The 23,260-nt window shown below is 41.3% G+C and carries 18 protein-coding genes and 3 pseudogenes; 19 read left to right on the forward strand and 2 right to left on the reverse strand.

What is annotated here, in order from left to right; all coding sequences use genetic code 11:
- Positions 1-9: 9 nt before the first annotated feature.
- From V7D18_RS10735 to V7D18_RS10750, 4 genes and pseudogenes are all read left to right on the forward strand, one after another.
- Complete coding sequence (locus V7D18_RS10735; protein WP_426154198.1) at positions 10-192, forward strand: DUF6472 family protein; 183 nt, start codon at positions 10-12, stop codon at positions 190-192.
- 363 nt (positions 193-555) lie between these two features.
- Positions 556-802 (forward strand): annotated as a pseudogene (locus tag V7D18_RS10740) (transposase); the annotation flags it as partial.
- A gap of 275 nt (positions 803-1,077) precedes the next feature.
- Positions 1,078-2,031, forward strand: a complete 954-nt coding sequence (locus V7D18_RS10745; RefSeq protein ID WP_426154229.1) for a DUF4062 domain-containing protein — start codon at positions 1,078-1,080, stop codon at positions 2,029-2,031.
- A gap of 39 nt (positions 2,032-2,070) precedes the next feature.
- Positions 2,071-2,386, forward strand: a pseudogene (locus tag V7D18_RS10750) (DNA helicase RecQ); the annotation flags it as partial.
- A gap of 228 nt (positions 2,387-2,614) precedes the next feature.
- On the opposite strand, the gene V7D18_RS10755 reads toward V7D18_RS10750, so the two are convergent.
- Positions 2,615-4,078, reverse strand: a complete 1,464-nt coding sequence (locus V7D18_RS10755) for a nicotinate phosphoribosyltransferase (protein WP_426154200.1) — start codon at positions 4,076-4,078, stop codon at positions 2,615-2,617.
- Between the two features lie 856 nt (positions 4,079-4,934).
- On the opposite strand from V7D18_RS10755, the gene V7D18_RS10760 reads away from it, so the two are divergent.
- From V7D18_RS10760 to V7D18_RS10820, 13 genes are all read left to right on the forward strand, one after another.
- Entirely contained in the window at positions 4,935-5,678 is a 744-nt protein-coding gene (locus V7D18_RS10760) for a LytR/AlgR family response regulator transcription factor (RefSeq protein ID WP_426154202.1), read from the forward strand.
- 8 nt (positions 5,679-5,686) lie between these two features.
- Positions 5,687-6,994: an ATP-binding protein gene (locus V7D18_RS10765; protein WP_426154204.1), complete on the forward strand. Its 1,308-nt coding sequence runs from the start codon at positions 5,687-5,689 to the stop codon at positions 6,992-6,994.
- 234 nt (positions 6,995-7,228) lie between these two features.
- Positions 7,229-8,413, forward strand: coding sequence for an acetyl-CoA C-acetyltransferase (locus V7D18_RS10770; protein ID WP_426154206.1), 1,185 nt, complete (start codon positions 7,229-7,231; stop codon positions 8,411-8,413).
- Positions 8,414-8,442: 29 nt separating this feature from the next.
- Positions 8,443-9,186, forward strand: a complete 744-nt coding sequence (locus tag V7D18_RS10775; protein ID WP_426154208.1) for an acetoacetate decarboxylase — start codon at positions 8,443-8,445, stop codon at positions 9,184-9,186.
- Positions 9,187-9,204: 18 nt separating this feature from the next.
- Positions 9,205-9,861 carry a CoA transferase subunit A gene (locus V7D18_RS10780; protein ID WP_426154210.1) on the forward strand — a complete coding sequence of 219 codons (657 nt, stop codon included), beginning with the start codon at positions 9,205-9,207 and terminating at the stop codon, positions 9,859-9,861.
- A 2-nt stretch (positions 9,862-9,863) separates the two neighbouring features.
- Complete coding sequence (locus V7D18_RS10785; RefSeq protein ID WP_426154212.1) at positions 9,864-10,520, forward strand: 3-oxoacid CoA-transferase subunit B; 657 nt, start codon at positions 9,864-9,866, stop codon at positions 10,518-10,520.
- A gap of 87 nt (positions 10,521-10,607) precedes the next feature.
- On the forward strand, positions 10,608-10,754 hold the full coding sequence (locus V7D18_RS10790; protein ID WP_117420181.1) for a cyclic lactone autoinducer peptide: 147 nt from the start codon (positions 10,608-10,610) through the stop codon (positions 10,752-10,754).
- A gap of 13 nt (positions 10,755-10,767) precedes the next feature.
- Positions 10,768-11,313 (forward strand): accessory gene regulator ArgB-like protein, encoded by a 546-nt coding sequence (locus tag V7D18_RS10795; protein ID WP_426154214.1) that lies wholly within the window; start codon positions 10,768-10,770, stop codon positions 11,311-11,313.
- A 451-nt stretch (positions 11,314-11,764) separates the two neighbouring features.
- The gene (gene ileS, locus V7D18_RS10800) at positions 11,765-14,878 is read left to right on the forward strand and encodes an isoleucine--tRNA ligase (protein ID WP_426154216.1); all 3,114 of its coding nucleotides are present in this window, start codon (positions 11,765-11,767) and stop codon (positions 14,876-14,878) included.
- A 21-nt stretch (positions 14,879-14,899) separates the two neighbouring features.
- On the forward strand, positions 14,900-17,353 hold the full coding sequence (locus V7D18_RS10805; RefSeq protein ID WP_426154218.1) for a glycogen/starch/alpha-glucan phosphorylase: 2,454 nt from the start codon (positions 14,900-14,902) through the stop codon (positions 17,351-17,353).
- 102 nt (positions 17,354-17,455) lie between these two features.
- The gene (locus V7D18_RS10810; RefSeq protein ID WP_426154220.1) at positions 17,456-18,376 is read left to right on the forward strand and encodes a SpoIID/LytB domain-containing protein; all 921 of its coding nucleotides are present in this window, start codon (positions 17,456-17,458) and stop codon (positions 18,374-18,376) included.
- Positions 18,377-18,416: 40 nt separating this feature from the next.
- On the forward strand, positions 18,417-19,172 hold the full coding sequence (locus tag V7D18_RS10815; RefSeq protein WP_426154222.1) for a peptidoglycan DD-metalloendopeptidase family protein: 756 nt from the start codon (positions 18,417-18,419) through the stop codon (positions 19,170-19,172).
- Between the two features lie 110 nt (positions 19,173-19,282).
- On the forward strand, positions 19,283-19,732 hold the full coding sequence (locus V7D18_RS10820; RefSeq protein WP_104436368.1) for a CBS domain-containing protein: 450 nt from the start codon (positions 19,283-19,285) through the stop codon (positions 19,730-19,732).
- Between the two features lie 64 nt (positions 19,733-19,796).
- Here V7D18_RS10820 and V7D18_RS10825 read toward each other — a convergent pair whose 3' ends face one another.
- Positions 19,797-21,149, reverse strand: coding sequence for an EAL domain-containing protein (locus V7D18_RS10825; protein WP_426154225.1), 1,353 nt, complete (start codon positions 21,147-21,149; stop codon positions 19,797-19,799).
- A 173-nt stretch (positions 21,150-21,322) separates the two neighbouring features.
- On the opposite strand from V7D18_RS10825, the gene V7D18_RS10830 reads away from it, so the two are divergent.
- Both V7D18_RS10830 and V7D18_RS10835 read left to right on the forward strand, forming a co-directional pair.
- The gene (locus tag V7D18_RS10830) at positions 21,323-22,657 is read left to right on the forward strand and encodes an FAD-dependent oxidoreductase (RefSeq protein WP_426154227.1); all 1,335 of its coding nucleotides are present in this window, start codon (positions 21,323-21,325) and stop codon (positions 22,655-22,657) included.
- Between the two features lie 40 nt (positions 22,658-22,697).
- A pseudogene (locus tag V7D18_RS10835) lies at positions 22,698-23,260 on the forward strand (hypothetical protein); the annotation flags it as partial.

Here is a 23,260-nt window from a genome sequence, read left to right on the forward strand (position 1 = left end):
AGAAAAATAATGGCAAAGAAAAGCAGTTGTGAATATTGTATGTATTATCAATACAATGAAGAATATGAATATTACGAGTGTGCAATAAATTTAGACGAGGATGAAATGATGCGTTTTCTAAGTGATTCCCATCAAAGCTGTCCTCACTTTAAATATGGTGACGATTATTCTGTAGTGAAGAAGCAGATGTAAAAAATAAATACTCCTTAAAAAGGGAGGAGCCGGTATCCCTTACGAGGAATACCGGCAATTATGAAAAAAATTCTTATCTCAAAGTATGTTGGCAACATCTTTTTCTGATGATTTCAGTATATCGGTAAAATATGAAGAGAGTTTGTCCGGCTTGTAACATTATTGTGACCAGAATGTGAACAATAAAAGGAAAACGGCAGTCTGTAGAGGACCGCCGTTTTTTTCGTTGTATGGCAGTCTTTTAATAAACCACCTGCTATGCAGGTGTGACCACAGTCAGCTTCAGCTTCAAGTAAAAAACCTCCAGTGATATAATAAGTGTGGGTTCACAACCGCACAAATTAATCAAAGGAGGTTATCCAAATGGATATGAATAGTTTATCACATTCAAAATGGGAATGTAAATACTATATTGTATTTGCGCCAAAATATCGAAGAAAAATAGCATATGGAGAATTAAAACAAGATATAGCAAATATTTTGAGTATGTTATGTAAGAGAAAAGGTGTAGAAATAATAGAGAAAAAGAAAAAGTATGCTAATGATTTTCGAACGACATGCAAATTTAAATTATAAGTATGGAAATAGACATTTTTGGTGTCGAGGATATACTCCTTTATTATTATTTTCATGTATAAGTCTAGTTTCCATGGCAACATATATGGTGACCAAAAGGTTAAAGTAAATGCAAAAAATGTCGTATTTTGAAAAATTAGGATTGATAGTTACTAGTTTTTAGATTACAATACGTATTATAATTAATTTAGTGTCAATACTTTGATGCCCAAAGTATTTCTTGAATAAAAATAATAAACAAGTAATATTACAAAAATATGCTGAATTTTGTTTTTACAAAGGAGAAAATAATATGGCTATACCCAGAGTATTTTTAGTTCCACTTGCTATGATTTGAGATTTATTAAGGAAAATTTAAAATATTTCATTACTAATATGGGATATGAAACAATTTTAAGTGAAGACAGAAATATTTTTTATAATTCAGATTATGCACATAAAACTCGTATTCAAGAAGTATCTACTTGTCAGATTTTTGTTTTAATAATAGGCGGCAGATTGAGCGGGAAATATAAAGACACGGATAAATCCATAATAAACAAAGAATATGATGAAGCGATTAAATTTAAAATACCGGTTATTACATTTGTTGAAGATAATGTTTGGGGAGAACATGTTGTATATCAAAAAAATATTTATAACACACGTGGTAAAATAATTTATCCAAGTGTAGACAATATAAAAATCTTCAATTTTATTGATTCAGTAAGAAAAAACTGTACAAATAATGGTTTTTTTACATTTTCAAATTATAAACATATTGAAGATAATTTAAAAAAACAATGGGCTAGTATGATGTTCAATTTTTTAACGGAAACAATAGAAACGAAAAAAGTAAAACAATTATTTGATGAATTGCGTATAACAACCAACAAAATAGAATACTTTACGAAACAGTTATCTCAAAAAGTAGGAGATAAAGATATAAATTTTATAAATCTTGTCTATGAAACAATTATGGATAATTCTTATGCTTTAGATTTAAGAGAGTTTGGAATAAAATTATCACCAAAATTTGTTTTAAATGTTAAAAAGCTCAGTGATATATATAAAGTTGAAGAAGATATTTATGTATCAGTAGATGGAGATAGAATTACAAAAGTTATCATTGGAGACAATGTTAAGTATATAACAACTCATATGTATCATCAATTAGAGTGTAACTATAATAAAATACAAAATAATATTTTAGAGATTTTGAAAGAAAATAAGTACACAAAAGAACAGGTGCTAAATATGATAGAGCATAATAAGTTATATTAAATACAGAAACTAAAGAAAAGGAGCAGATACATATTCTAAATAAATAAATTTCAAACATTAAAACATTATTTCGGTTATGACAGCTTTCGTGAGGGGCAGAAGAAATTAATTGACAGTATTTTAGCAGGACGGGACGCTCTGGGAATCATGCCAACCGGATCTTGTGTTTTCAGATACCTGCTTGTTATATCTCCATTGATTTCATTGATGAAAGATCAGGTAACAACTCTGAATCAGGCTGGCATTCACGCCGCATATCTAAACAGTTCGTTAACAACAAATCAAGGCTCTGACCTATGCACGGGAAGGGCGATATCCCATTATTTATGTAGCATCGAAGCGGTTGGTAACAAAGAGCCCCGCGGCAGACCCGCCGTCAGAGGGAACAAGCCGCTTCGGAATCGGGCGCCATGCCGGAAGGTCCTATGGAGCCGGACGATCCTTCCCAATCGGAAAACCATGGCATGACCATGAACATGTAATCTTACCAAATCTTCTGAGGGGATGCTGTATGCCTCCGGCTTCACATCCAGCGATAGGGAATTCATTACGCCGGAGATACAGCTTTTTTATCTTAATAAAATCAGGATTCCTGAAAATGGTAATTGTCCAGCAGCTGGTTTTTCATGTTCCAGAGCGGCTTTGATAAGTCAACGTGGACCTCATGAGGATTTACCAGACGCCTGGATTCATCCCAGAGCGTATCAAGCTCTTTTTTACAATAAGCCTTGATATCCATAACGGCAGGAGACTCATAGACACATTCTCCACCCTGGAATACAGGAATCAGTAAATCCCTCATGGTATAAGTATTTGGGGCAAGGTGTGTTTTTTTCCAGGTCTCAATGGGATCAAAGAGAAGAAGAGAGTGGTTTTCATCATATACTTCGCCCTCCAGACAGATTAAATCAGCAATAATCTTGCCGGTCTCTCTGCTGTAAATACGTTTGATGGCTTTATTGCCCGGATTTGTAATCTTTTCAGCATTTTCTGAAAGCTTTATTTTCGGATTAAACTCTCCGGTTTTACGATCCAGTACAGCCGCCAGTTTATAGACTCCTCCAAAAGAAGGACAATCCTTGGAAGTAATTAAATTTGTCCCCACTCCCCAGGAGTTGATGGCTGCACCCTGGATCTTTAAGCTGTTGATCAGGGTTTCGTCAAGGTCGTTGGAGGCGGAAATAATGGCATCAGGAAAACCTGCTTCCGTAAGCATTTTCTTGGCTTTTTTAGAAAGATAGGCAAGGTCTCCGCTGTCTAACCGGATTCCATAGCTGGTCAGAGGAATATTAGCCTCTTTCATCTCTTTGAATACTTGAATGGCATTCGGAACACCGGATTTAAGCGTATCATACGTATCCACAAGCAGAATGCATGCTTTTGGATATAGCTTCGCATAGCTGCGAAATGCAGTCAGTTCATCAGGAAAGCTCATAATCCAGCTGTGGGCATGTGTACCCTTAACCGGAACGTTAAACATCTTTCCTGCGAGGACATTGGAGGTGCCCACACAGCCTCCGATCATGGCGGCACGGGCGCCATAGATTCCCGCATCAGGACCCTGAGCGCGGCGCAGACCGAACTCCATTACCCCGTCACCTTCAGCGGCATACACCACACGGGCAGTCTTTGTGGCAATTAAGCTTTGATGGTTAATGATGGTGAGAAGTGCCGTCTCGACTAACTGTGCTTCCATAATGGGAGCGATGACTTTTACCAGGGGTTCCCGAGGAAATATGACGGTTCCTTCCGGTATGGCATAGATATCGCCTGAAAATCTAAAATGAAGCAGATATTCTAAAAAGTCTTCCTCAAACAGTCCGGTAGATCTTAAGTAGTCCACATCCGCACTGTTAAATTCCAGTTCTTTAATATATTCAATTACCTGTTCCAGACCAGCGCAGATTGCGTAACCGTTTCCGCCTGGATTACTGCGGTAAAAAGCATCAAAGATTACGGTCTCGTTGGCATCTTTCTCTTTGAAGTAACCCTGCATCATGGTTAACTCATAGAGATCTGTTAATAAAGTTAAATTGCGCTGGCTCATAGTTTTTCTCCTTTTTACAAATCCTTTTCGCACATTATACCATATGTTTACAAAAATACAATTGCATTGACAAAAAAATAACAATATCGACAAAATAAGAATAAACAATTAAAATGTTTTAAAAAACATAATTATCAGAATAAACATATACAATTTTACAATTGAAAAATAAATAATAAATATTATCTAAAATATATTGCAAAATTCGGCGCTATGTTTTATAATAATATCATCTACAAAAGATATTCAGTTACACCTGATTTTTAAAAATAATTCATAAGAAAGAGCCAAAGGAGGTCGATTCCACCAAAAACAGTAGTATCGCCTGTTGACTGACAAAGCGCTCAGGCAAAAGATAAGAGGTTTCCCCGCATTATAATCAGCCAGACGATTCCAGCAGATTCACTGATGTGGAACATGGCAGAACGATCCGGCAATTCATTGATGTGCCTATGACTGGTCAGGACAATATTAAGAATTATTCGCTGGTTCTTTCCAGTGATTGAAACCCAATGGTTCCATGACAGCATAGAAGAATGAAAATAAGATGCAGAATAATTGATATTGCACAAGGGATCAGCAAGGGAAGCGAAAACAAGTTCATATAGAGAATCATCCAGAAAAGCACCACCAAAAATCTAAAGAGAGGTATTAAGTAACGAATGGATGAAAACGTGTAGAGCGGGTATCGAATTGAGGAAAGGATTCGGTACCCGCTCTGTTTTTGTTTTATAAAAGTTACGATTTAAAGGTGAATGTGCAAATATTAGTACTCAGTATGTACAATTTTGGCAGTTGGGTTGTAATACACATAAAAAGGATATAGAATGAAAGCGTTTTAGAGAGGAGGGTATTAATGCTTTTTATCGCCATTTGTGATGATAATAAAAAAGATTCTGCCAGAATTGCGAAATTTGTTAAAAGTTATATGAAATCAGGATCTATTCCATTTCAGATCAATATTTTTAAGTCAGGAGAAGAGTTACTTCGTTTTGAGGGAAAGTTTGATTTGATATTTCTTGATATTGCCTTAACCGGAATCAATGGAATTCAGGTTGGTAAGACGATATGGGAGATGAACAGAAATGTCAAAGTCATCTATACCACCAGTTATAAACAATTTTGCAGACAAGCCGTCAATTATGTTCATGCATTTGCTTTTTTGGAAAAACCTGTTACAAAAAACAATGTGGAACGTCAGCTTCAGGAAATTATACAATATATTCAGGAAGAACATGGCAAAATAGAGATTGTAAATTTTGAGATTTTAGAAGTCACAGAAGCAGGAGAATTAGAAAGCAGAATAAAAAGTTTTGAAGTAAATGATATTTTTTACTTCGAATATATAAATAGAAAAATAAAAATTAAACTTCTAAATGAAGAATATTTTTTTATAGATAAAATGAAAAATCTGGCAGAAAGGATGCAAAAGTATAATTTTGAAGCCTGCCATCAAAGTGTTCTGGTTAATTTAAGACATATAAAAAATATAAAAGGTTACGAAGTTCTGTTAAATAATAATGATAAGCTTCCTGTCTCCCAGAAAAAATCAGCGGATTTCAGGAAAAAACTGAATAAATTCATACAGAGTAATGTATAGGAGAAAAAATGGAAAATTATATGATTCTTACATTCGGAACCTTCATTTCATGTATGATTAATATCATTATTCTATTTCAATTTATAGAAGAAAGAAATGAACCGAAATTTAATAACCGCTTTTTTAACATGTTATTGAAAACAGCCGCATTTCTTATGGTTGTAATGGTAAATGGATTGGGGCAGCCAGTCCTTAATATAGTGATCTGGATTGTACTGTTTAGTTTAATAAATAATATTTTATACCGAAATAACAACAAAAAATTAATATACCGGTTGTTTGAAATACCGGTTTTGATCTTAATATTATCTGTCTGCGAAACTGTGGGCGTGGAAATGCTGGAATACATACTACTGAAATTTCAGATTCACAATATTCAGTCAATTATGATAAAAAGTATGGAAATTACTTTTTCAAAGTTAGTTGTCCTTATCTTTTATTATCTGGTCATTACGAGACTCTGGCGGGAGGATTTCACCGTAAAGTACACAATTAACCAATGCTTAATACAAATAATAATTATATTATTCAGTATGGCCAATTTAGCCGTAATCATTGTGGTAATACCGAAAATAACAAGTAAAACAGAACATATACTGATACTCATTAATATAGGGTGTATCTTATTTTCAGATCTGTATTTTTTATATCTGGCAAGATTTGTAGAAGAAAACAACCAGTTAAAAGTGAAATTAAAATTGCTGGAGCAGCAGTCTTTGCTGCAGTATGAGTTTTATGAAGAGCAGAAAGAAAAGTATAATGAGTCTATTAAAATACTGCACGATGTATATAAGCATCTGAACTTGATCGAGGTGATGTATCAGGCAAATGAGCATAAAACAGCACTTACTTACGCGAAGGAAATAGGAAAAATGCTGATTCCGCTGTCTTTGGAGGAATATACCAATAATCCTATTTTAAATGTCATATTAAATGATAAGAAGAGAATAGCCATTTACCATAAAATAGAGTTCAATCTGGAAATAGGTATTGTCGATCTTTCTTTTATGGAGCCGATTGAAGTGACAACCATATTTGGAAATCTGCTGGACAACGCCATTGATGCATGCGATCTGGTACCCGGGGACAGATTTATTAAAATGAAACTTGATAAGTATCATGATTTTACAGTTATAAATATTTCCAACAGCACTGTTCCCATAGAAAAGTGGCATCATGGCAAGCCGGTATCAAAGAAAGGTAAAAATCATGGAATTGGTCTTTTGAATGTGGAAAATGTAATTAAAAAGTATAATGGAAGTATGGTATTGGAAGAAGAAAACAGGATATTTTCCTGTAAAATAATTTTCAATTAAATTGTATCATCTGCTGAAATGAAAGCACCCTGACTGGTTTATAAAAATCAATTGGGAGTGCTTTCTTTTCGCTGCCAGAAATTTATTACTATGAGTGTTTCATTATTGAAACACTCAAAATTTTGTAGATTATACATAAAAACTGTAAGTTGTGCGACTTTTGTTGAAAATCAGAAGAAGAAGTAGGAGAATGTGGCTGTAAACAAGAAATGAGAACAGAAAGGAGCAAATAATATGAAAAAAATAGCTTTAGTAAGCCCCGTAAGAACTGCTGTCGGTTCCTTTAACGGTACTCTTTCAACCTTAAGTGCTTCGGAATTGGGAACAGCCGTCACTCAGTCCTGTCTTGATCAAAGTAAATTAGACCGCTCTCTTATTGATGCGGTATATCTTGGTAATGTGCTTCAGGCAGGAATTGGACAAAACCCTGCCAGACAGGCTGCATTAAACGCGGGTATTCCGGTTGAGATACCTGCATCTACCGTGAACACAGTCTGCGGCTCCGGACTTCATACGGTTGCGCTGGCATACGATTCTATTCTGGCGGAACAAAACAGCATCATTTTAGCTGGTGGAATGGAGAGTATGTCAAACGCACCTTATCTTCTGAAGAAAGCAAGAAATGGTTACCGAATGGGAAATGGAGAGCTGGTGGACAGTCTGGTTACGGATGCGCTCACATGTGCCATAAATCATTATCATATGGGAATTACGGCAGAAAATATAGCAGAAAAATACAAAGTGACCAGGAAAGAGCAGGATGAGTTTTCCTATAACAGCCATATGAAGGCAGCAGAAGCAAAAAAAGCAAAGATTTTTGATAATCAGATTGTCCCGGTAACGGTCAAAAAGAAGAAGGAAGAAATCTGTTTCTCAGAAGATGAACACATCAAAGCAGATACCACAATGGAAAAGCTTTCCGGGTTAAGAACTGTATTTAAAACAGACGGAACAGTCACTGCCGGAAATGCTTCCCCGATCAGTGATGGTGCGGCAGCAGTGCTTGTGGTCTCAGAAGATAAATGCAGAGAGTATGATTTAAAACCAATGGCCTATATAAAAGGTTATTCGCTGGTTGGTGTTGATCCTGCATATATGGGAATTGGACCGGTGAAGGCAGTTTCCACACTTTTGGAAAAACAGGGATTAACCATTCATGATATCGATTTACTGGAGTTAAATGAAGCATTTGCGGCACAGTCCGTGGCAGTAACAAAGGAGCTTGGTGTTGACAAATCAAAGGTGAATGTGAACGGCGGTGCAATTGCCATCGGACACCCTCTTGGAGCAAGCGGTGCCCGGGTACTGGTTACTCTGGTCCATGAGATGGTGCGCAGATCCGCTCATTTGGGTGTGGCATCGTTATGCATCGGCGGAGGTATGGGAATTGCCATGCTGGTTGAGAATGCTTACTTATAAACAATTTTTACATAGAAAGGAAGATGTTCATGAAATCAGAAACGATTATTTCCCTGCAGTCCATGCCTGCAGCAAGCGCCAGTTATGGACGCCCTCCGTGCCGTTTTATAAACAGGGAATATTTTACAGTCAGCTATGAATCAGACCCGGATCTGATTAAAGAGGCCGTGCCGGAACCGTTGGAACCAGATGGCAGCAATCTTGTTTTATACGAATGGATCCGGATGCCTGATTCCTCAGGTCTGGGCGCCTATGAAGAAAGCGGGATTGTAATTCCCTGTACGTTCCATGGGGAAGCCTGTAATTTTACCGCACAAATGTATTTAAATAACGGTCCTGCCATTCTTGCAGGACGTGAAATCTGGGGATTTCCAAAGAAGTGGGGACAGCCCTGTCTCAGGGTTGAAGATACTGAGACATTAACCGGCACCTTAATTTATAATAACATCCTTGTGGCAATGGGGACCATGACATTTAAATATAATGTTCTTGATAAAAAGGCAGTTGCACAGAATCTGGGAAAAATGCAGGTTAATTTAAAACTGATTCCGGATGCAGACGGCAGTCCGAAGATTGCCCAGCTGGTGGCTTACAATCTGGAGGACATTCTGGTAAAGGAGGCATGGTCCGGGCCTGCAAGACTTCATCTGGTTCCCCATGTTAATGCTCCTGTGGCAGATTTACCCGTTAGAGCCTGCATGGGCGGAACACATATCATTTCAGATTTAACCTTACCGTATGGACGCGTGATCCACGATTACCTGAGTGAATAAGAAAGGGGGCTATCTTATATGAACAAATTAATATCAGCCGGGGAAGCGGTGAAAAAAGTAAAAGATGGGGATACAATTATGATTGGGGGATTTCTTGCGGGAGGCCATCCTGAAAAACTGGTAAATGCACTTTTAAATACCAGTACGGCCAGTGACCTTGCCATTATATCCAATGATACCGGAACAAAGGAGCTATCCATCTATCAACTGATAAAGAGCGGAAGAGTAAAGCGGATTTTTGCCTCCTACATCGGTTCCAATCCGGAAACCGGAAGGCTTCTCATGACTGGAGAAGCAAAGGTCCAGCTGTTTCCACAGGGCACTCTTGCTGAAAAAATACGTGCAGGCGGCGCCGGTCTGGGCGGGGTTTTAACACCGGTTGGCTTAGGTACCGTTGTTGAAGAAGGAAAGAGAAAAATAGAGATCGGTGAGAAGAATTATCTGCTTGAAATGCCGCTCAAGGCAAATGTGGCATTTATTAAAGCCCAAAAAGCGGATGAAACAGGAAATCTGATCATTAACGGCTCCTCCCGCAACTTTAATGTGGTGATGGCTACCGCCGCGGATTATGTCGTCGCAGAGGTGGATGAATACGTAAAGGCGGGGGAAATTGATCCCAATGACGTGACGGTTCCCGGAATTTTTATTGATAAAATTGTAAAGGTGGGCCATTAAGTATGAATAAGAGAGAATCCATTGTAAGAAGAATTGCGAAGGAACTAAAAGACGGGGATGTTGTAAATCTTGGAGTCGGGATGCCTACTATGGTGGCAAACTACATTCCGGACAATATACATATTATGCTGCAGGCTGAAAATGGAATTCTGGGAGTAGGACCAAATGCAGATCAGAAGGAGGAAACCCTTGACTGTATTGACGCAGGAGGAAATTACGTCACAACCGTAAAAGGCGCAAGCTATTTTGACAGCTCGTTTTCATTCTGCATTATCCGCGGAGGCCACGTAGATGTTACCGTTTTGGGGGCTCTGGAGGTTGATGAGAAAGGTGACGTGGCCAACTGGATGATTCCGGGCAAAAAAGTACCTGGAATGGGAGGCGCCATGGACCTGGTGGTTGGAGCGAAAAAGGTGATTTTAGCCATGGAACATGTAAACAAAGACGGGGCTCCCAAAATACTGAAAAAATGTAAGCTTCCGCTGACTGCAGTGAATGTGGTAAAGACCATTGTCACGGATATGGCTGTGATCGATGTGGTTCCGGACAAGGGGCTGTTGTTAAAGGAAATTGCCCCGGGTCTGACAGTAGAAGATGTCCAGAATGCAACAGAAGCCCATCTGAACGTATCCCCGGATTTAAAGGTGATTCATGTATAAAATCCTGTAACGGTCTCAAAAATCGTATAATACAGAATAACCGGTCATATAGTAATAAAAATAAAAAAATAGAAAGAAGGCATTCCTATGAGATCCGAATTGAAAAAATTATCATTTAAAATAGCATCAAAGGCCATTTTAAATTCCGCAAAAACAGAGGTTAACAGTTCCTGCTTTTTTATCGGTTACCAGCCTAAATTACCGGACAACGCGAAAAAGTTAAGAAAATTCTAGGATGAAAATCCAGATGATAAGATGGGAAGAAACATTTGTAGAAAAACTGGTATCCAATGAAATGATCAATGCGAAAGAGGCAGATCTATATAAGTTCGGAATAGAGTGTCTGGTTTTAAAAACAGTCCACTGTATTTCCTATTTATGCATTGCTGCCTGCTTTAAAATGGTACCGGAATTAATCGTGATTGGCTGTACCCTTATACCGCTTAGAAGAAGTGCAGGCGGTTATCATGCGAAGACTAAAATGGGATGTTACATATTTTCCTGTTGCTATATAGCCATAATTCTTTTTATATCAAAAGCTGAAATCGACCAGGTCCTCTTGTGGGGAGCATTCGCTTTATCTGACGCGGTTATATTTTTTAAGAGTCCGGTAGATAATGAAAATAAAAAACTGGACCGGGAAGAAGTGGTACATTTCAGAAGAAAAGCAAGATATTTGCTGCTTCTGGCCAATGCAGGCTGCCTGGCACTGACCGCGGTGCATTTCTATTACATGGGAAATCTTATCAGATGCGGGGTCCTGGCAGCGGCATTTTTACTGGTACTTTCATAATGCAGGAGGGGCCGTTGCAAAATAAGTGATTCAGTCACTTATGGAGCAATGGCTCCTTTAAATATAGAAGGAACGCTGATAAAAGGAGTCTGCGGCAGCGGAATACAAAAATAACCTTGACATTTCTTTTTTTGATCCCTATAATTAGTAGACATATAAGGTGTTAACCTCCTTATAATAAGAAGAAAGACTTTGATGGAGACAGTAGAACCATATGAAATCTACAGAGAGCCGGGGAGGGTGGAAACCTGGTGAGAGTATGATGGATTCGAACATCACTCCGGAGTTTCCGGCTGAATACATTTAGTAGGTCAGGACGTAATTTCTGCGTTAAAGAACAGCATATGATAGTATGCGGTATTAGGTGGTATAACGAAGAATGAGAGCAGCCTTCGTCCTGATTACAGGATGGAGGTTTTTTTGATTAAAAATTTAAATGGAGGTTATAAAGATGTACAGAAAAGTCCCTACAGATTTAAATTTTGTGGAGAGAGAAAAAGAGATTGAAAAGTTTTGGGAAGAACATGACGTGTTCCAGAAGAGCATGGATAACCGGAAGGAAGCAGAAACCTATACCTTCTATGACGGACCGCCTACCGCCAACGGGAAGCCTCACATCGGCCACGTTTTAACCCGCGTTATAAAAGATATGATTCCCAGATACCGTACCATGAAAGGGTATGATGTTCCCCGTAAAGCAGGCTGGGATACCCACGGACTGCCGGTAGAACTGGAAGTTGAAAAGAAGCTGGGACTTGACGGCAAGGAGCAGATTGAGGAATATGGTCTGGAACCATTTATCAAGTACTGTAAGGAAAGTGTCTGGCAGTACAAAGGCATGTGGGAAGATTTTTCAAAGACAGTCGGCTTCTGGGCAGACATGGACGATCCCTATGTTACCTATGATAACAATTTTATTGAATCCGAATGGTGGGCATTAAAACAGATCTGGGAGAAAGGACTTTTATACAAAGGCTTTAAAATCGTACCCTATTGCCCCCGCTGCGGAACTCCTTTATCCAGCCATGAGGTTGCGCAGGGATATAAAGATGTAAAAGAACGTTCCGCCATTGTAAGATTTAAAGTGAAAAATGAAGATGCCTATATTCTTGCATGGACCACAACTCCGTGGACACTTCCTTCCAACGTAGGACTTTGTGTCAATCCGTCTGAAACATATGTTAAGGTACAAAGCGGTGTTTATACCTATTATATGGCAGAGGCTCTCTGTGAGAAGGTATTGGGAGAAGAATTCAAGGTTTTAGAGAAGTTTGTGGGTAAAGATCTGGAATTTAAGGAATATGAGCCCCTCTTTGATTTTGTAAAACCAAGCAAGAAGGCGTTCTATGTTACCTGCGACAATTACGTTACCTTAACAGATGGTACCGGTGTCGTTCATATTGCCCCTGCTTTCGGTGAAGATGACTCCAAGGTCGGAAGAAAATACGATCTTCCTTTCGTTCAGCTGGTAAACGGCGCAGGAGAGATGACAGAAGAAACCAAATGGGCAGGTACGTTCTGCAAGAAAGCGGATCCGCTGATTTTGACAGATTTGGAAGAGAGAGGACTGCTGTTTGCGGCTCCTGTATTTGAACACAGCTATCCTCACTGCTGGAGATGTGATACTCCACTCATCTACTATGCAAGAGAATCCTGGTTTATCAAGATGACGGCTGTAAAAGATGATTTAATCCGCAACAACAATACCATTAACTGGATTCCTGAGAGCATTGGAAAAGGCCGTTTCGGCGACTGGCTGGAGAATGTTCAGGACTGGGGTGTCAGCAGAAACCGTTACTGGGGAACTCCTTTAAATGTATGGGAATGCGAATGCGGCCACCAGCATTCCATCGGCAGCATTGAGGAATTAAAGAGTATGTCTGACAACTGCCCGGATGAAATTGAGCTTCACCGTCCATATATCGACGCAGTTACCATTGCCTGTCCAAAGTGCAAAAAACAGATGAAGCGTGTGCCGGAGGTAATTGACTGCTGGTTCGATTCCGGATCCATGCCATTTGCGCAGCATCACTATCCGTTTGAAAACAAAGATTTATTTGAGAAACAGTTCCCGGCAGATTTTATCTCAGAAGCGGTGGATCAGACAAGAGGCTGGTTTTATTCCCTTCTTGCCATTTCAACTCTGATTTTTAATGAGGCACCATATAAGAATGTTATCGTACTTGGCCATGTGCAGGATGAAAACGGACAGAAGATGAGCAAATCCAAGGGCAATGCAGTAGATCCGTTTGAAGCACTTAAGACATACGGAGCCGATGCCATCCGCTGGTATTTCTATGTGAACAGCGCTCCCTGGCTTCCTAACCGGTTCCATGGAAAAGCGGTCATGGAAGGACAGCGTAAATTCATGGGTACTTTGTGGAATACTTATGCATTCTTTGTTCTCTACGGGAATATTGATGAATTTGACCCCACAAAATACGAACTGGATTATGAGAAGCTGCCGGTTATGGATAAATGGCTGTTATCCAAGTTAAATACGTTAATAAAACAGGTGGATTCTTACCTGGGTAATTACCAGATTCCGGAATCGGCAAGAGCGCTGCAGGAATTTGTAGATGATATGAGCAACTGGTATGTGCGCAGAAGCAGAGAGCGTTTCTGGGCCAAAGGCATGGAGCAGGATAAGATCAACGCCTATATGACACTTTATACTGCCCTTGTGGATGTGAGCAAGATTGCCGCTCCTCTTATTCCGTTTATGACAGAACAGATTTATCAGAATCTGGTCTGCAGTGTGGATTCCTCTGCACCGGAAAGCATTCATCTTTGCGACTATCCGGTGGCAAGAGAAAACTTCATTGACAAACAGTTAGAAGAAGATATGGATGAAGTTTTAAAAATCGTAGTCATGGGCCGTGCAGCCAGAAATACTGCAAATATCAAGAACCGCCAGCCAATCGGCCAGATGTTTGTAAAAGCTCCTCATGCACTTCCTGTCTTCTATCAGGAAATCATTGAAGAAGAGCTGAATGTGAAAAAGGTGGTATTTAAAGATGATGTAAGAGACTTCACTTCTTACAGCTTTAAACCTCAGTTAAAGACGGTTGGTCCGAAGTACGGAAAGCAGTTAGGCAGCATTAAAAATGCCCTGGCAGAAATAAACGGCAATGAGGCCATGGATACCCTGAATGAAAAAGGTGCTCTTACCTTTAATTTTGACGGAACAGAAGTGGTGCTTACCAAAGAAGACTTACTCATTGACACAGCGCAGACAGAAGGATATGTATCAGAGGGAGACAACAGCATTACCGTTGTTCTGGATACTAATTTAACTCCGGAGCTTTTAGCAGAAGGATTTGTCCGCGAGCTGATCAGTAAGATCCAGACCATGCGTAAAGAAGCCGGTTTTGAGGTCGTTGACCATATCATCGTATACAGCAAAGACAATGAGAAAATCGAGAGTATTTTAAAGGCTCATGAAAATGACGTTAAGAACGAGGTCCTTGCAGACGATATCATATTAAACAAAGCGGCCGGCTATGTGAAGGAATGGAATATTAACGGCGAGAATGTAACCTTAGGCGTGGAGAAGATCCAGTAAACAGTCAGGAGGTCTTGTGAAATGAGTATGGGATTTGATAAGGAAACCTTTAAAAAGAGTGTCTTGTTTAATATGAAGAACGTGTTTCGTAAAACAGTAGATGAGGCAACGAAAGAGCAGATGTACCAGGCAGTCGCCTATGCAGTAAAGGATGTGATCATCGATGAATGGATCGCAACCCACAAAGAGTACGAAAAGCAGGATGTGAAAACCCTGTATTATTTATCCATGGAGTTTTTAATGGGCCGTGCTCTGGGCAACAGCATCATAAGTTTCATGGCACAGCCGGATGTGAAGGAAGTGTTAGAGGAACTTGGGTTTGACTTAAATGCAATTGAAGACCAGGAGCCGGATCCGGCTCTTGGAAACGGAGGGCTTGGCCGCCTTGCGGCATGCTTTCTCGATTCACTGGCGACACTGGGATATCCGGCTTACGGCTGCGGAATCCGCTATCGTTACGGTATGTTCAAACAGAAGATCGAGAACGGTTACCAGGTTGAGATTCCTGATGACTGGCTGAAAAACGGATATCCCTTTGAAATCCGCAGGGCAGAGTATGCCACAGAGGTTAAGTTCGGGGGATACGTAAAGGTGGTTCGTGAGAATGGAAAGGAACGTTTTGTACAGGAGGGTTATCAGTCCGTCCTTGCAGTTCCTTACGACATGCCCATTATAGGATATGGAAATAATGTGGTAAATACTCTGCGCATCTGGGATGCGCAGGCTATTAACACCTTCAGTCTGGATTCCTTTGATAAAGGGGACTACCAAAAAGCTGTGGAGCAGGAGAACCTGGCAAAAACCATTGTTGAAGTCCTCTATCCCAATGACAACCATTATGCAGGCAAGGAGCTGCGCTTGAAGCAGCAGTACTTCTTTATCTCGGCCAGTGTGCAGAGAGCAGTCTTAAAGTACATGGAAAACCACGATGACATTCATAAATTCTATGAGAAAAACGTGTTTCAGTTAAACGATACCCACCCGACCGTGGCTGTTCCGGAGCTGATGCGGATTCTTCTTGATAACTATGGATTAAGCTGGGATGAAGCCTGGGAGATTACCACTAAGACCTGTGCTTATACCAACCACACCATTATGTCAGAGGCTCTGGAAAAATGGCCCATCGAGCTGTTTTCCAGGCTCCTTCCAAGAATCTATCAGATCGTGGAAGAGATCAACCGCCGATTTCAGCAGAAGATCGGTGAGATGTATCCGGGAAATCAGGATAAGGTGCGCAAAATGGCCATCGTTTATGACGGTCAGGTGCGGATGGCCAATCTTGCCATTGTGGGTGGCTTTTCTGTCAACGGTGTAGCCAGACTTCATACGGAGATCTTAAAGAATCAGGAACTGAAGGATTTCTATGAGATGATGCCGGAGAAATTCAATAACAAGACCAACGGTATTACCCAGAGGCGTTTTCTCTTACATGGGAATCCTCTTTTGTCAGAGTGGGTGACGAAGAAAATCGGAAATGAGTGGATTACCAATCTGCCTCATATTCACCGCCTGGCTGTTTACGCAGATGATCCAAAGTGTCAGCAGGAATTTATGGATATCAAATACCAGAACAAGGTCCGGCTGGCGAAATATATTAAGGAACATAACGGCATAGAGGTGGACCCCAGATCCATATTTGATGTACAGGTGAAGCGTCTTCACGAGTATAAACGCCAGCTGATGAATATTCTTCATGTGATGTATCTGTATAATCAGCTGAAGGATAATCCTAATTTAGATATGGTTCCCAGGACATTTATCTTCGGAGCCAAGGCTGCTGCCGGATACCGCCGAGCAAAGCTTACCATCAAGCTGATTAATTCCGTGGCAGAGGTGGTCAACCAGGACAGAAGCATCGGCGGAAAAATAAAGGTTGTATTTATTGAAGATTACAAAGTATCCAATGCAGAAATCATCTTTGCTGCGGCGGATGTCAGTGAGCAGATATCCACAGCCAGCAAGGAGGCTTCCGGAACCGGCAACATGAAATTCATGTTAAATGGTGCGTTGACTCTTGGAACCATGGATGGCGCCAATGTGGAGATCGTTGAGGAAGTGGGAGCGGAGAATGCATTTATTTTCGGCATGACTTCTGATGAGGTAATCCGTTATGAGCGGGAAGGCGGATACGATCCCATGGAGATTTTCAACAATAATTATGAAATCCGCAGAGTTTTGATGCAGCTGATCAACGGTTATTATTCGCCCCAGGATCCGGAGCTGTTCCGCGATATTTATAATTCCCTGCTTAATACCATGAGCAGTGACCGGGCCGATACGTATTTTATCTTAAAGGACCTTCCTTCTTATGGGGAAGCCCAGAAGCGGATCGATCAGGCATACAGGGATGAGTCCTGGTGGGCAAAAGCGGCCATTTTAAATGTGGCAAACAGCGGTAAATTTACCTCAGACCGTACCATTCTTGAATATGTTCATGATATCTGGCATTTAGAAAAGGTAAAAGTAGAACTATAGAATAGATGAACGTTACAGGAAAAGCGTTCCGGAAGTGATTCCGGGGCGCTTTTTCGCATATATTGAACAAGGATTTGAGACAAGAAGAAAGGCGGCGGGAACATGGGAAAGAAGATTTTAATGGCATGTATACTGGCATTTTTATTTCCATATATCATTACTCTGGCGTGGACAGGGAAAGTGGAGGAGAAAAAAGAAATGCCCATTACACTCAGCGGAAAACGTGTGATACTGGACAGAAAGGGCGGGGAGACTGCCATGGATGTTGAGGAGTATCTTCCTGGTGTGGTAGCAAAGCAGATGCCGGCTGATTACGGAAAAGAAGCGCTCCGGGCCCAGGCGATTATAGCCAGGACCTACATTTACGGAAAAATGAATGGCCAGAAGGAAGTGAAAGAATCTGATCTTCATATGGATTATTTAGAGCAGAAGCAGATGGAAAAGATGTGGGGAAGCGAAGCCTTTGTCACCAGCTATCAGGCGGTTGAGGAAGCGGTGCGTTCTACCGCAGGCACTGTTATTACCTGCAACGGAAACTTAATTGAGCCGCTGTTTCACCGTGCCAGCAGCGGAATGACAAGGGCAGGAGATGAAAATCATCCATACTTACAGCCGGTGGAATGCAAAAAAGATGTGGAAGCAGAGGGCTTTTTAACAATTGTCCAGTTCAGCAAAGATGATTTTGCAGATAAAATCAATAAGATTTCAGGAGATGGTTCTGTAAAGGCAGATCAGATTCCCCAGAGCATTCAAATTGTTCAAAGAGATGATTCCGGGTACGTGTTACAAATCCAGATCGGCACCCGCACGTTCACCGGAGATGAAGTTCAGTATGCTCTTTCCTTGCCGTCTCCTTCCTATGAATTTGAGGATTATGAAGGCGGAGTAAGAGCTGTCTGCCGGGGAATCGGACATGGATACGGCTTCAGCCAGTACGGGGCAAAATGTAAAAGTGAGGAAGGATGGACGGCTGAAAAAATTCTTGCTTATTTTTATAAAAATATTGTTTTGAAATCTGAATAACTCTTTCACTCTTGGTAAGAATATTATCGAGGTGATAAACGTGAAGGAGAAAATAAGTCAATTGTTCAAGGATAAAGTATTCCTTGTCCTGTTGGTTCTAGGCCTGCTGACTATAGTAGCTGCAGCAGGAGTCATTACCGTTCAAAGAGGAAATGGTGGAGGAGAAAGCCCTTATCTGAAAGTACCGGATCAGAGCGATATGATTGTTGAAGAATCAGTCCCCCAGGATACACAGGTAGCTGTTGCAGGAGATTCCAATGCGACAAAAAATGTTGAAGATGAAATGCAGGCTGTTGATTCAGCCAAAGCCACAGCCGAAAGAGAAACACAGGCAGCAAAAGCCGCAGCAGACAAAAATGCAGCTAAGTCACTGGCACTTAATTTTAACGACTCCACCAGAATGACCTGGCCGGTACGCGGAAACGTTATTTTGGACTACAGCATGGATACAACCATCTACTTCCCAACCCTGGATCAGTATAAATGCAATCCGGGCGTGGTAATTCAGGGAGATGTAAGTACACCGGTAGTCGCACCTGCCAATGCAAAAGTGCAGGAAATTGGTTCCAATGAAGAAATTGGCAACTACGTTGTTTTGAACATGGGCAACAAGTACACTGCTGTCTGCGGTCAGTTAAAAGAACTGAAAGTAACAGCCAATGAATATGTGAAAGAAGGCCAGGTACTGGGTTATATTGCAGAACCCACTAAGTATTATTCCGTAGAAGGAGCCAACATATTCTTTGAATTGACCCACGAAGACAAGGCCATTGATCCTATTGATTATATGCAATGATCATACTCATGAAATATTAGGAAAAAGTTATAAAAAAATAATAATTTGTTCATACGTCATTAAGAGTCATCTGCTATACTAAGTCCGTACATCAAACGGGGAGTGTGGCTATGAACATATTGTTTTTTTTAACACCTAAGAATGAAGTGGCTTATATTTACGAAGATGATTCTCTGCGTCAGGCGCTGGAGAAGATGGAGTATCACAAATACTCCGCCATACCTGTAATCAACAGGAACGGCAAATATGTTGGAACCATAACCGAAGGGGACATGCTCTGGGGAATAAAGAATAAATTCAATTTAAGTCTGAAGGAAGCGGAGAATGTGACGGTAGCCGCTATTGACAGAAGATCGGATAACCGCCCCGTTTTTGCAGATTCCACGATGGAAGACCTGGTTGATATGGCTTTAAACCAGAATTTTGTACCGGTGGTGGATGATCAGAAGAATTTTATTGGGTTAGTAACCCGTAAGGATATCATACGCTACTTTTACAAGAAGTCCCAGGAAGTGAAAAAGTCCGACGAGATCAAGGTCAGGACTATAGTAAGTAATTAAGCAGATGTTAAGTAAAAGCGTTTCCGGTTTAGTGACCGGAAACGCTTTTTTCATCCCCCAATATCTATTGTTCAGAAAGGTAAGAAGCGGATTCCTCTCTGTTTTTACCCAAAATCCGGATCAGGTTTTCCTGCTTTAATGGATGAGAATAATAAAATCCCTGCTGGCAGCTGCATCCGGCTGCTGTTAAGACAGAAACCTGGTTTTCCGTTTCCACGCCTTCTGCAATTATGGACAGATTAAGATCGTTCGCTATCCGAATCAGACCCTGTATGATATGTCTGGATTTCTCATTGGTTTCCAGCTGCCAGATAAAGAGGCGCTCCAGCTTCACTGTGTGAACGGGAAGATCCAGGCTGGCTGAAATACTGGAACATCCGGAGCCGAATTCACTCAGTATCAGTTCCACTCCCATATCTGCAAGCTTCTGCAGCATGATGTTGAAGTTTAAATATCCCATAGTCAGTGTGCTTTCTTTCAGTTCTAAAGCAAGCTTCCCCCGGGGAATACGGTAAGCCTTTATAACCCGTGTAACCTCGTCAATAAAGTCCTCCTGTAAAAAAAGAACGGGAGATACGGGAAGTGTAATGGATTGAAATTCGCAGCCGGCATCTTCTGCCTGCCTGATGCACTGGCAGACCTTTTCCAGGGCATAATAAAGCAAAGCCCGGATCTGCCCGGAATCCTCTGCCACAGACATAAATTCACTGGCTCCGATTAACCCCAGGCCCTTAATAAAAATACGCATGGATAGTTCTGCCCTGGTAAATGTATCCGCCTCAGTGGAGAAGGTGGGCCGGTAAAGGATTTCCACTTCTTCTTTTTCAAGGGCGGTCTTTAAATACAGAGCGATGGCCTGGCGCCGCAGAAGCTGGTTCTGTAAGTTACTGTCAAAAATCACTGCCTGATTGGGGCCGCCCTCACCGGCTTTTGTCACTGCCAGATCCAGGCACTTGAGCATCTGCTCAGAGGTAACTGCATGACCTGGATATGCACACAGTCCCATCTGCACGGAACATAAGCAGTCTGTCCCGTCAATCTTCCATGCACGATCAAATCTTCCCGCGATTTCGTCCGCCAGAGACATGGCCTGGCCCTGGGAAAACTGGTCTAAAATGACCATATATTCCACACCGATATAATGATAGACGTTGTTCCCGCAGGTTTCCTTCAAATAGGCAAGAATCTGATTCAGGAGATTTTCGCAGTATTCGTAGCCCAACAACTGGTTGAGCTGTTTAAAATTCTCTATGTATAGTTTTAAAACAACACCCCGTTCATTCGAGCCGAGTGCATGACTGAGATGCTTTAAGCAGGCATCTCGTTCCAGTTTAACCGTAAAATCACGATTCTGTTCCAGCTTAAGCGCCAGATTATCATCTGGAATTCTAATATCTTTTTTTTGAAACCAGTGCATTGGGCTTGCCTCCTGTTCTTGGCTGTCTGGTATTATTTTATTATATATAAGGTAGGAAAGCAAGAAATAATTGGAAACAAAAAAACAGGCATTACTTCTGTCAATTGTGAGAATAATAGGAAATATGCACACAGATACAGCGGTGGAAAGGCAAATAACAGAGGTGAAAAATAATGAATTCAATATGGACGGAAACAGCCCGCATACCGGGGAGAAATCCTCTGCCTGGAAACAGGAGGACAGAAGTGGTGGTGATCGGGGCAGGAATGGCAGGGATTTTAACTGCCTTTTATTTACAGAGGCATGGTGTTCATGTGATGGTACTGGAGGCAGACCGGATCGGAATCGGTCAGACTGGATTTACCACAGCAAAGATCACGTCCCAGCATAATCTGATTTATGGAAAACTGGTAAAAACAGTGGGAGAAGAGACTGCAAGACTTTACGGAAGAGCCAATCAGCTGGCAGTAGAGGAGTATGGAAAGCTGATCAGACGATATGGCATTAATTGTCATTATGAAGAAACAGATGCCTATCTTTATTCTGTACAGGAATCAGAAAAGCTCTTAAAAGAAGCGGAATGTGCAAAACGGCTTGGCCTTCCGGCATCATTTGTAAGAGAAACCAGTCTTCCTTTTCCGGTTTTTGGAGCAGTCCGGTTTACAGGACAGGCACAGTTTCATCCTCTGGAATTTTTAAGAGATATTTCATCAGGACTTCCAATTTATGAACGGACCAGAGTTTTGAAGGTACAGGGACACGAAGTCGTGACTGACAGAGGAGTGGTCAAAGCGGAAAAGGTAGTATTTGCAACTCATTATCCATTTATCAATGTTCCGGGATTTTATTTTGCAAAAATGTACCAGGAGAAAAGCTATGTAATGGAATTGGGTTCTGCTCCATCTGTTCACGGAATGTATCTGGGAGTTGATTCCAAATCCTATTCCTTTCGGAATGCAGGAGATAAGCTGCTTATGGGATATGGCAGCCACAGAACTGGAAGCATTCCAAAAGAAAATCCATATATGGTCATGAAGCAGACAGCAAAGCATCTGTTCCCAGAGGCAGAGGAAGTTAGAAAATGGTCTGCCCAGGACTGCATGACTCTTGATGGAATCCCCTATATAGGCACTTATTCCGTTTTCAAGCCTGACTGGTATGTGGCGACCGGATTTGGCAAATGGGGCATGAGCACTTCCATGGCTGCTGCAAAAATACTCAGTATGCAGATTCTGGGTAAGAAAACTCCTTTTGATGAGGTTTTTACGCCCCGGAGGCATCACATCAGGGCTGGAGCAGGTACGCTGGTTTCTCACAGCCTTAAGTCTGTAAAGGGACTTTCCGGCGGAGTTTTAAAAGGCGCCGTTAACTGTCCGCATATGGGCTGCCGTTTAGTCTGGAACCGTCATGACAAGCGCTGGGAATGTCCATGTCATGGATCTTCTTTTGAAATAAACGGAAAAATATCTTCTAATCCTGCACAACAGAGTATTCCATTCATAGATTGATATTAGAAACTTTTCAAGTATGAAAGGAGTCAAACATCCTATGGATGGTAATACGAAACAACGGTGTTCCGGCTGGTCTTCCCCGATGGAACTTGATATGTCCGTGTGTCCGGGTACAGTGATTCGTCCGGATATGCCTCTGGGTTCCGGTCCTGCAAAGAACTTACAAAATCCGTCAGCACCGATTCCAATGACACAGCAGGATTTATCCAGATGTCCCTCTTACTATGGATCCATGAAATGCCCGGATAATCCACACTGCCCGGAGCCCGTAAAATGTCCGGAGAGGGCGGCTGCTTCCGCGCCAATGAAATGTCCGGAAAAACCGGTATGCCAGATGCCGGTAAAATGTCCTCAGCAGGGCGTTTCTCCTGCGATGATGAGATGTCCGGAGATGCCTCCCAAGCCAATGAAATGCCCGGAACAGGCAGTCTCTCCAGCCGTGATGTGTCCTGAGATGCCCCCGTGCCGAATGAAATGCCCGGAGCAGGCAGTTTCTCCCGCAGTAATGAGATGTCCTGAGATGCCCCATAAGCCAATGAAATGCCCGGAGCAGGCAGTCTCTCCCGCGGTAATGAAATGTCCTGAGATGCCCCCGTGCCG

It is taken from the genome of Lacrimispora sp. 38-1 (genome assembly GCF_049890855.1).
Lineage (GTDB): Bacteria > Bacillota > Clostridia > Lachnospirales > Lachnospiraceae > Lacrimispora.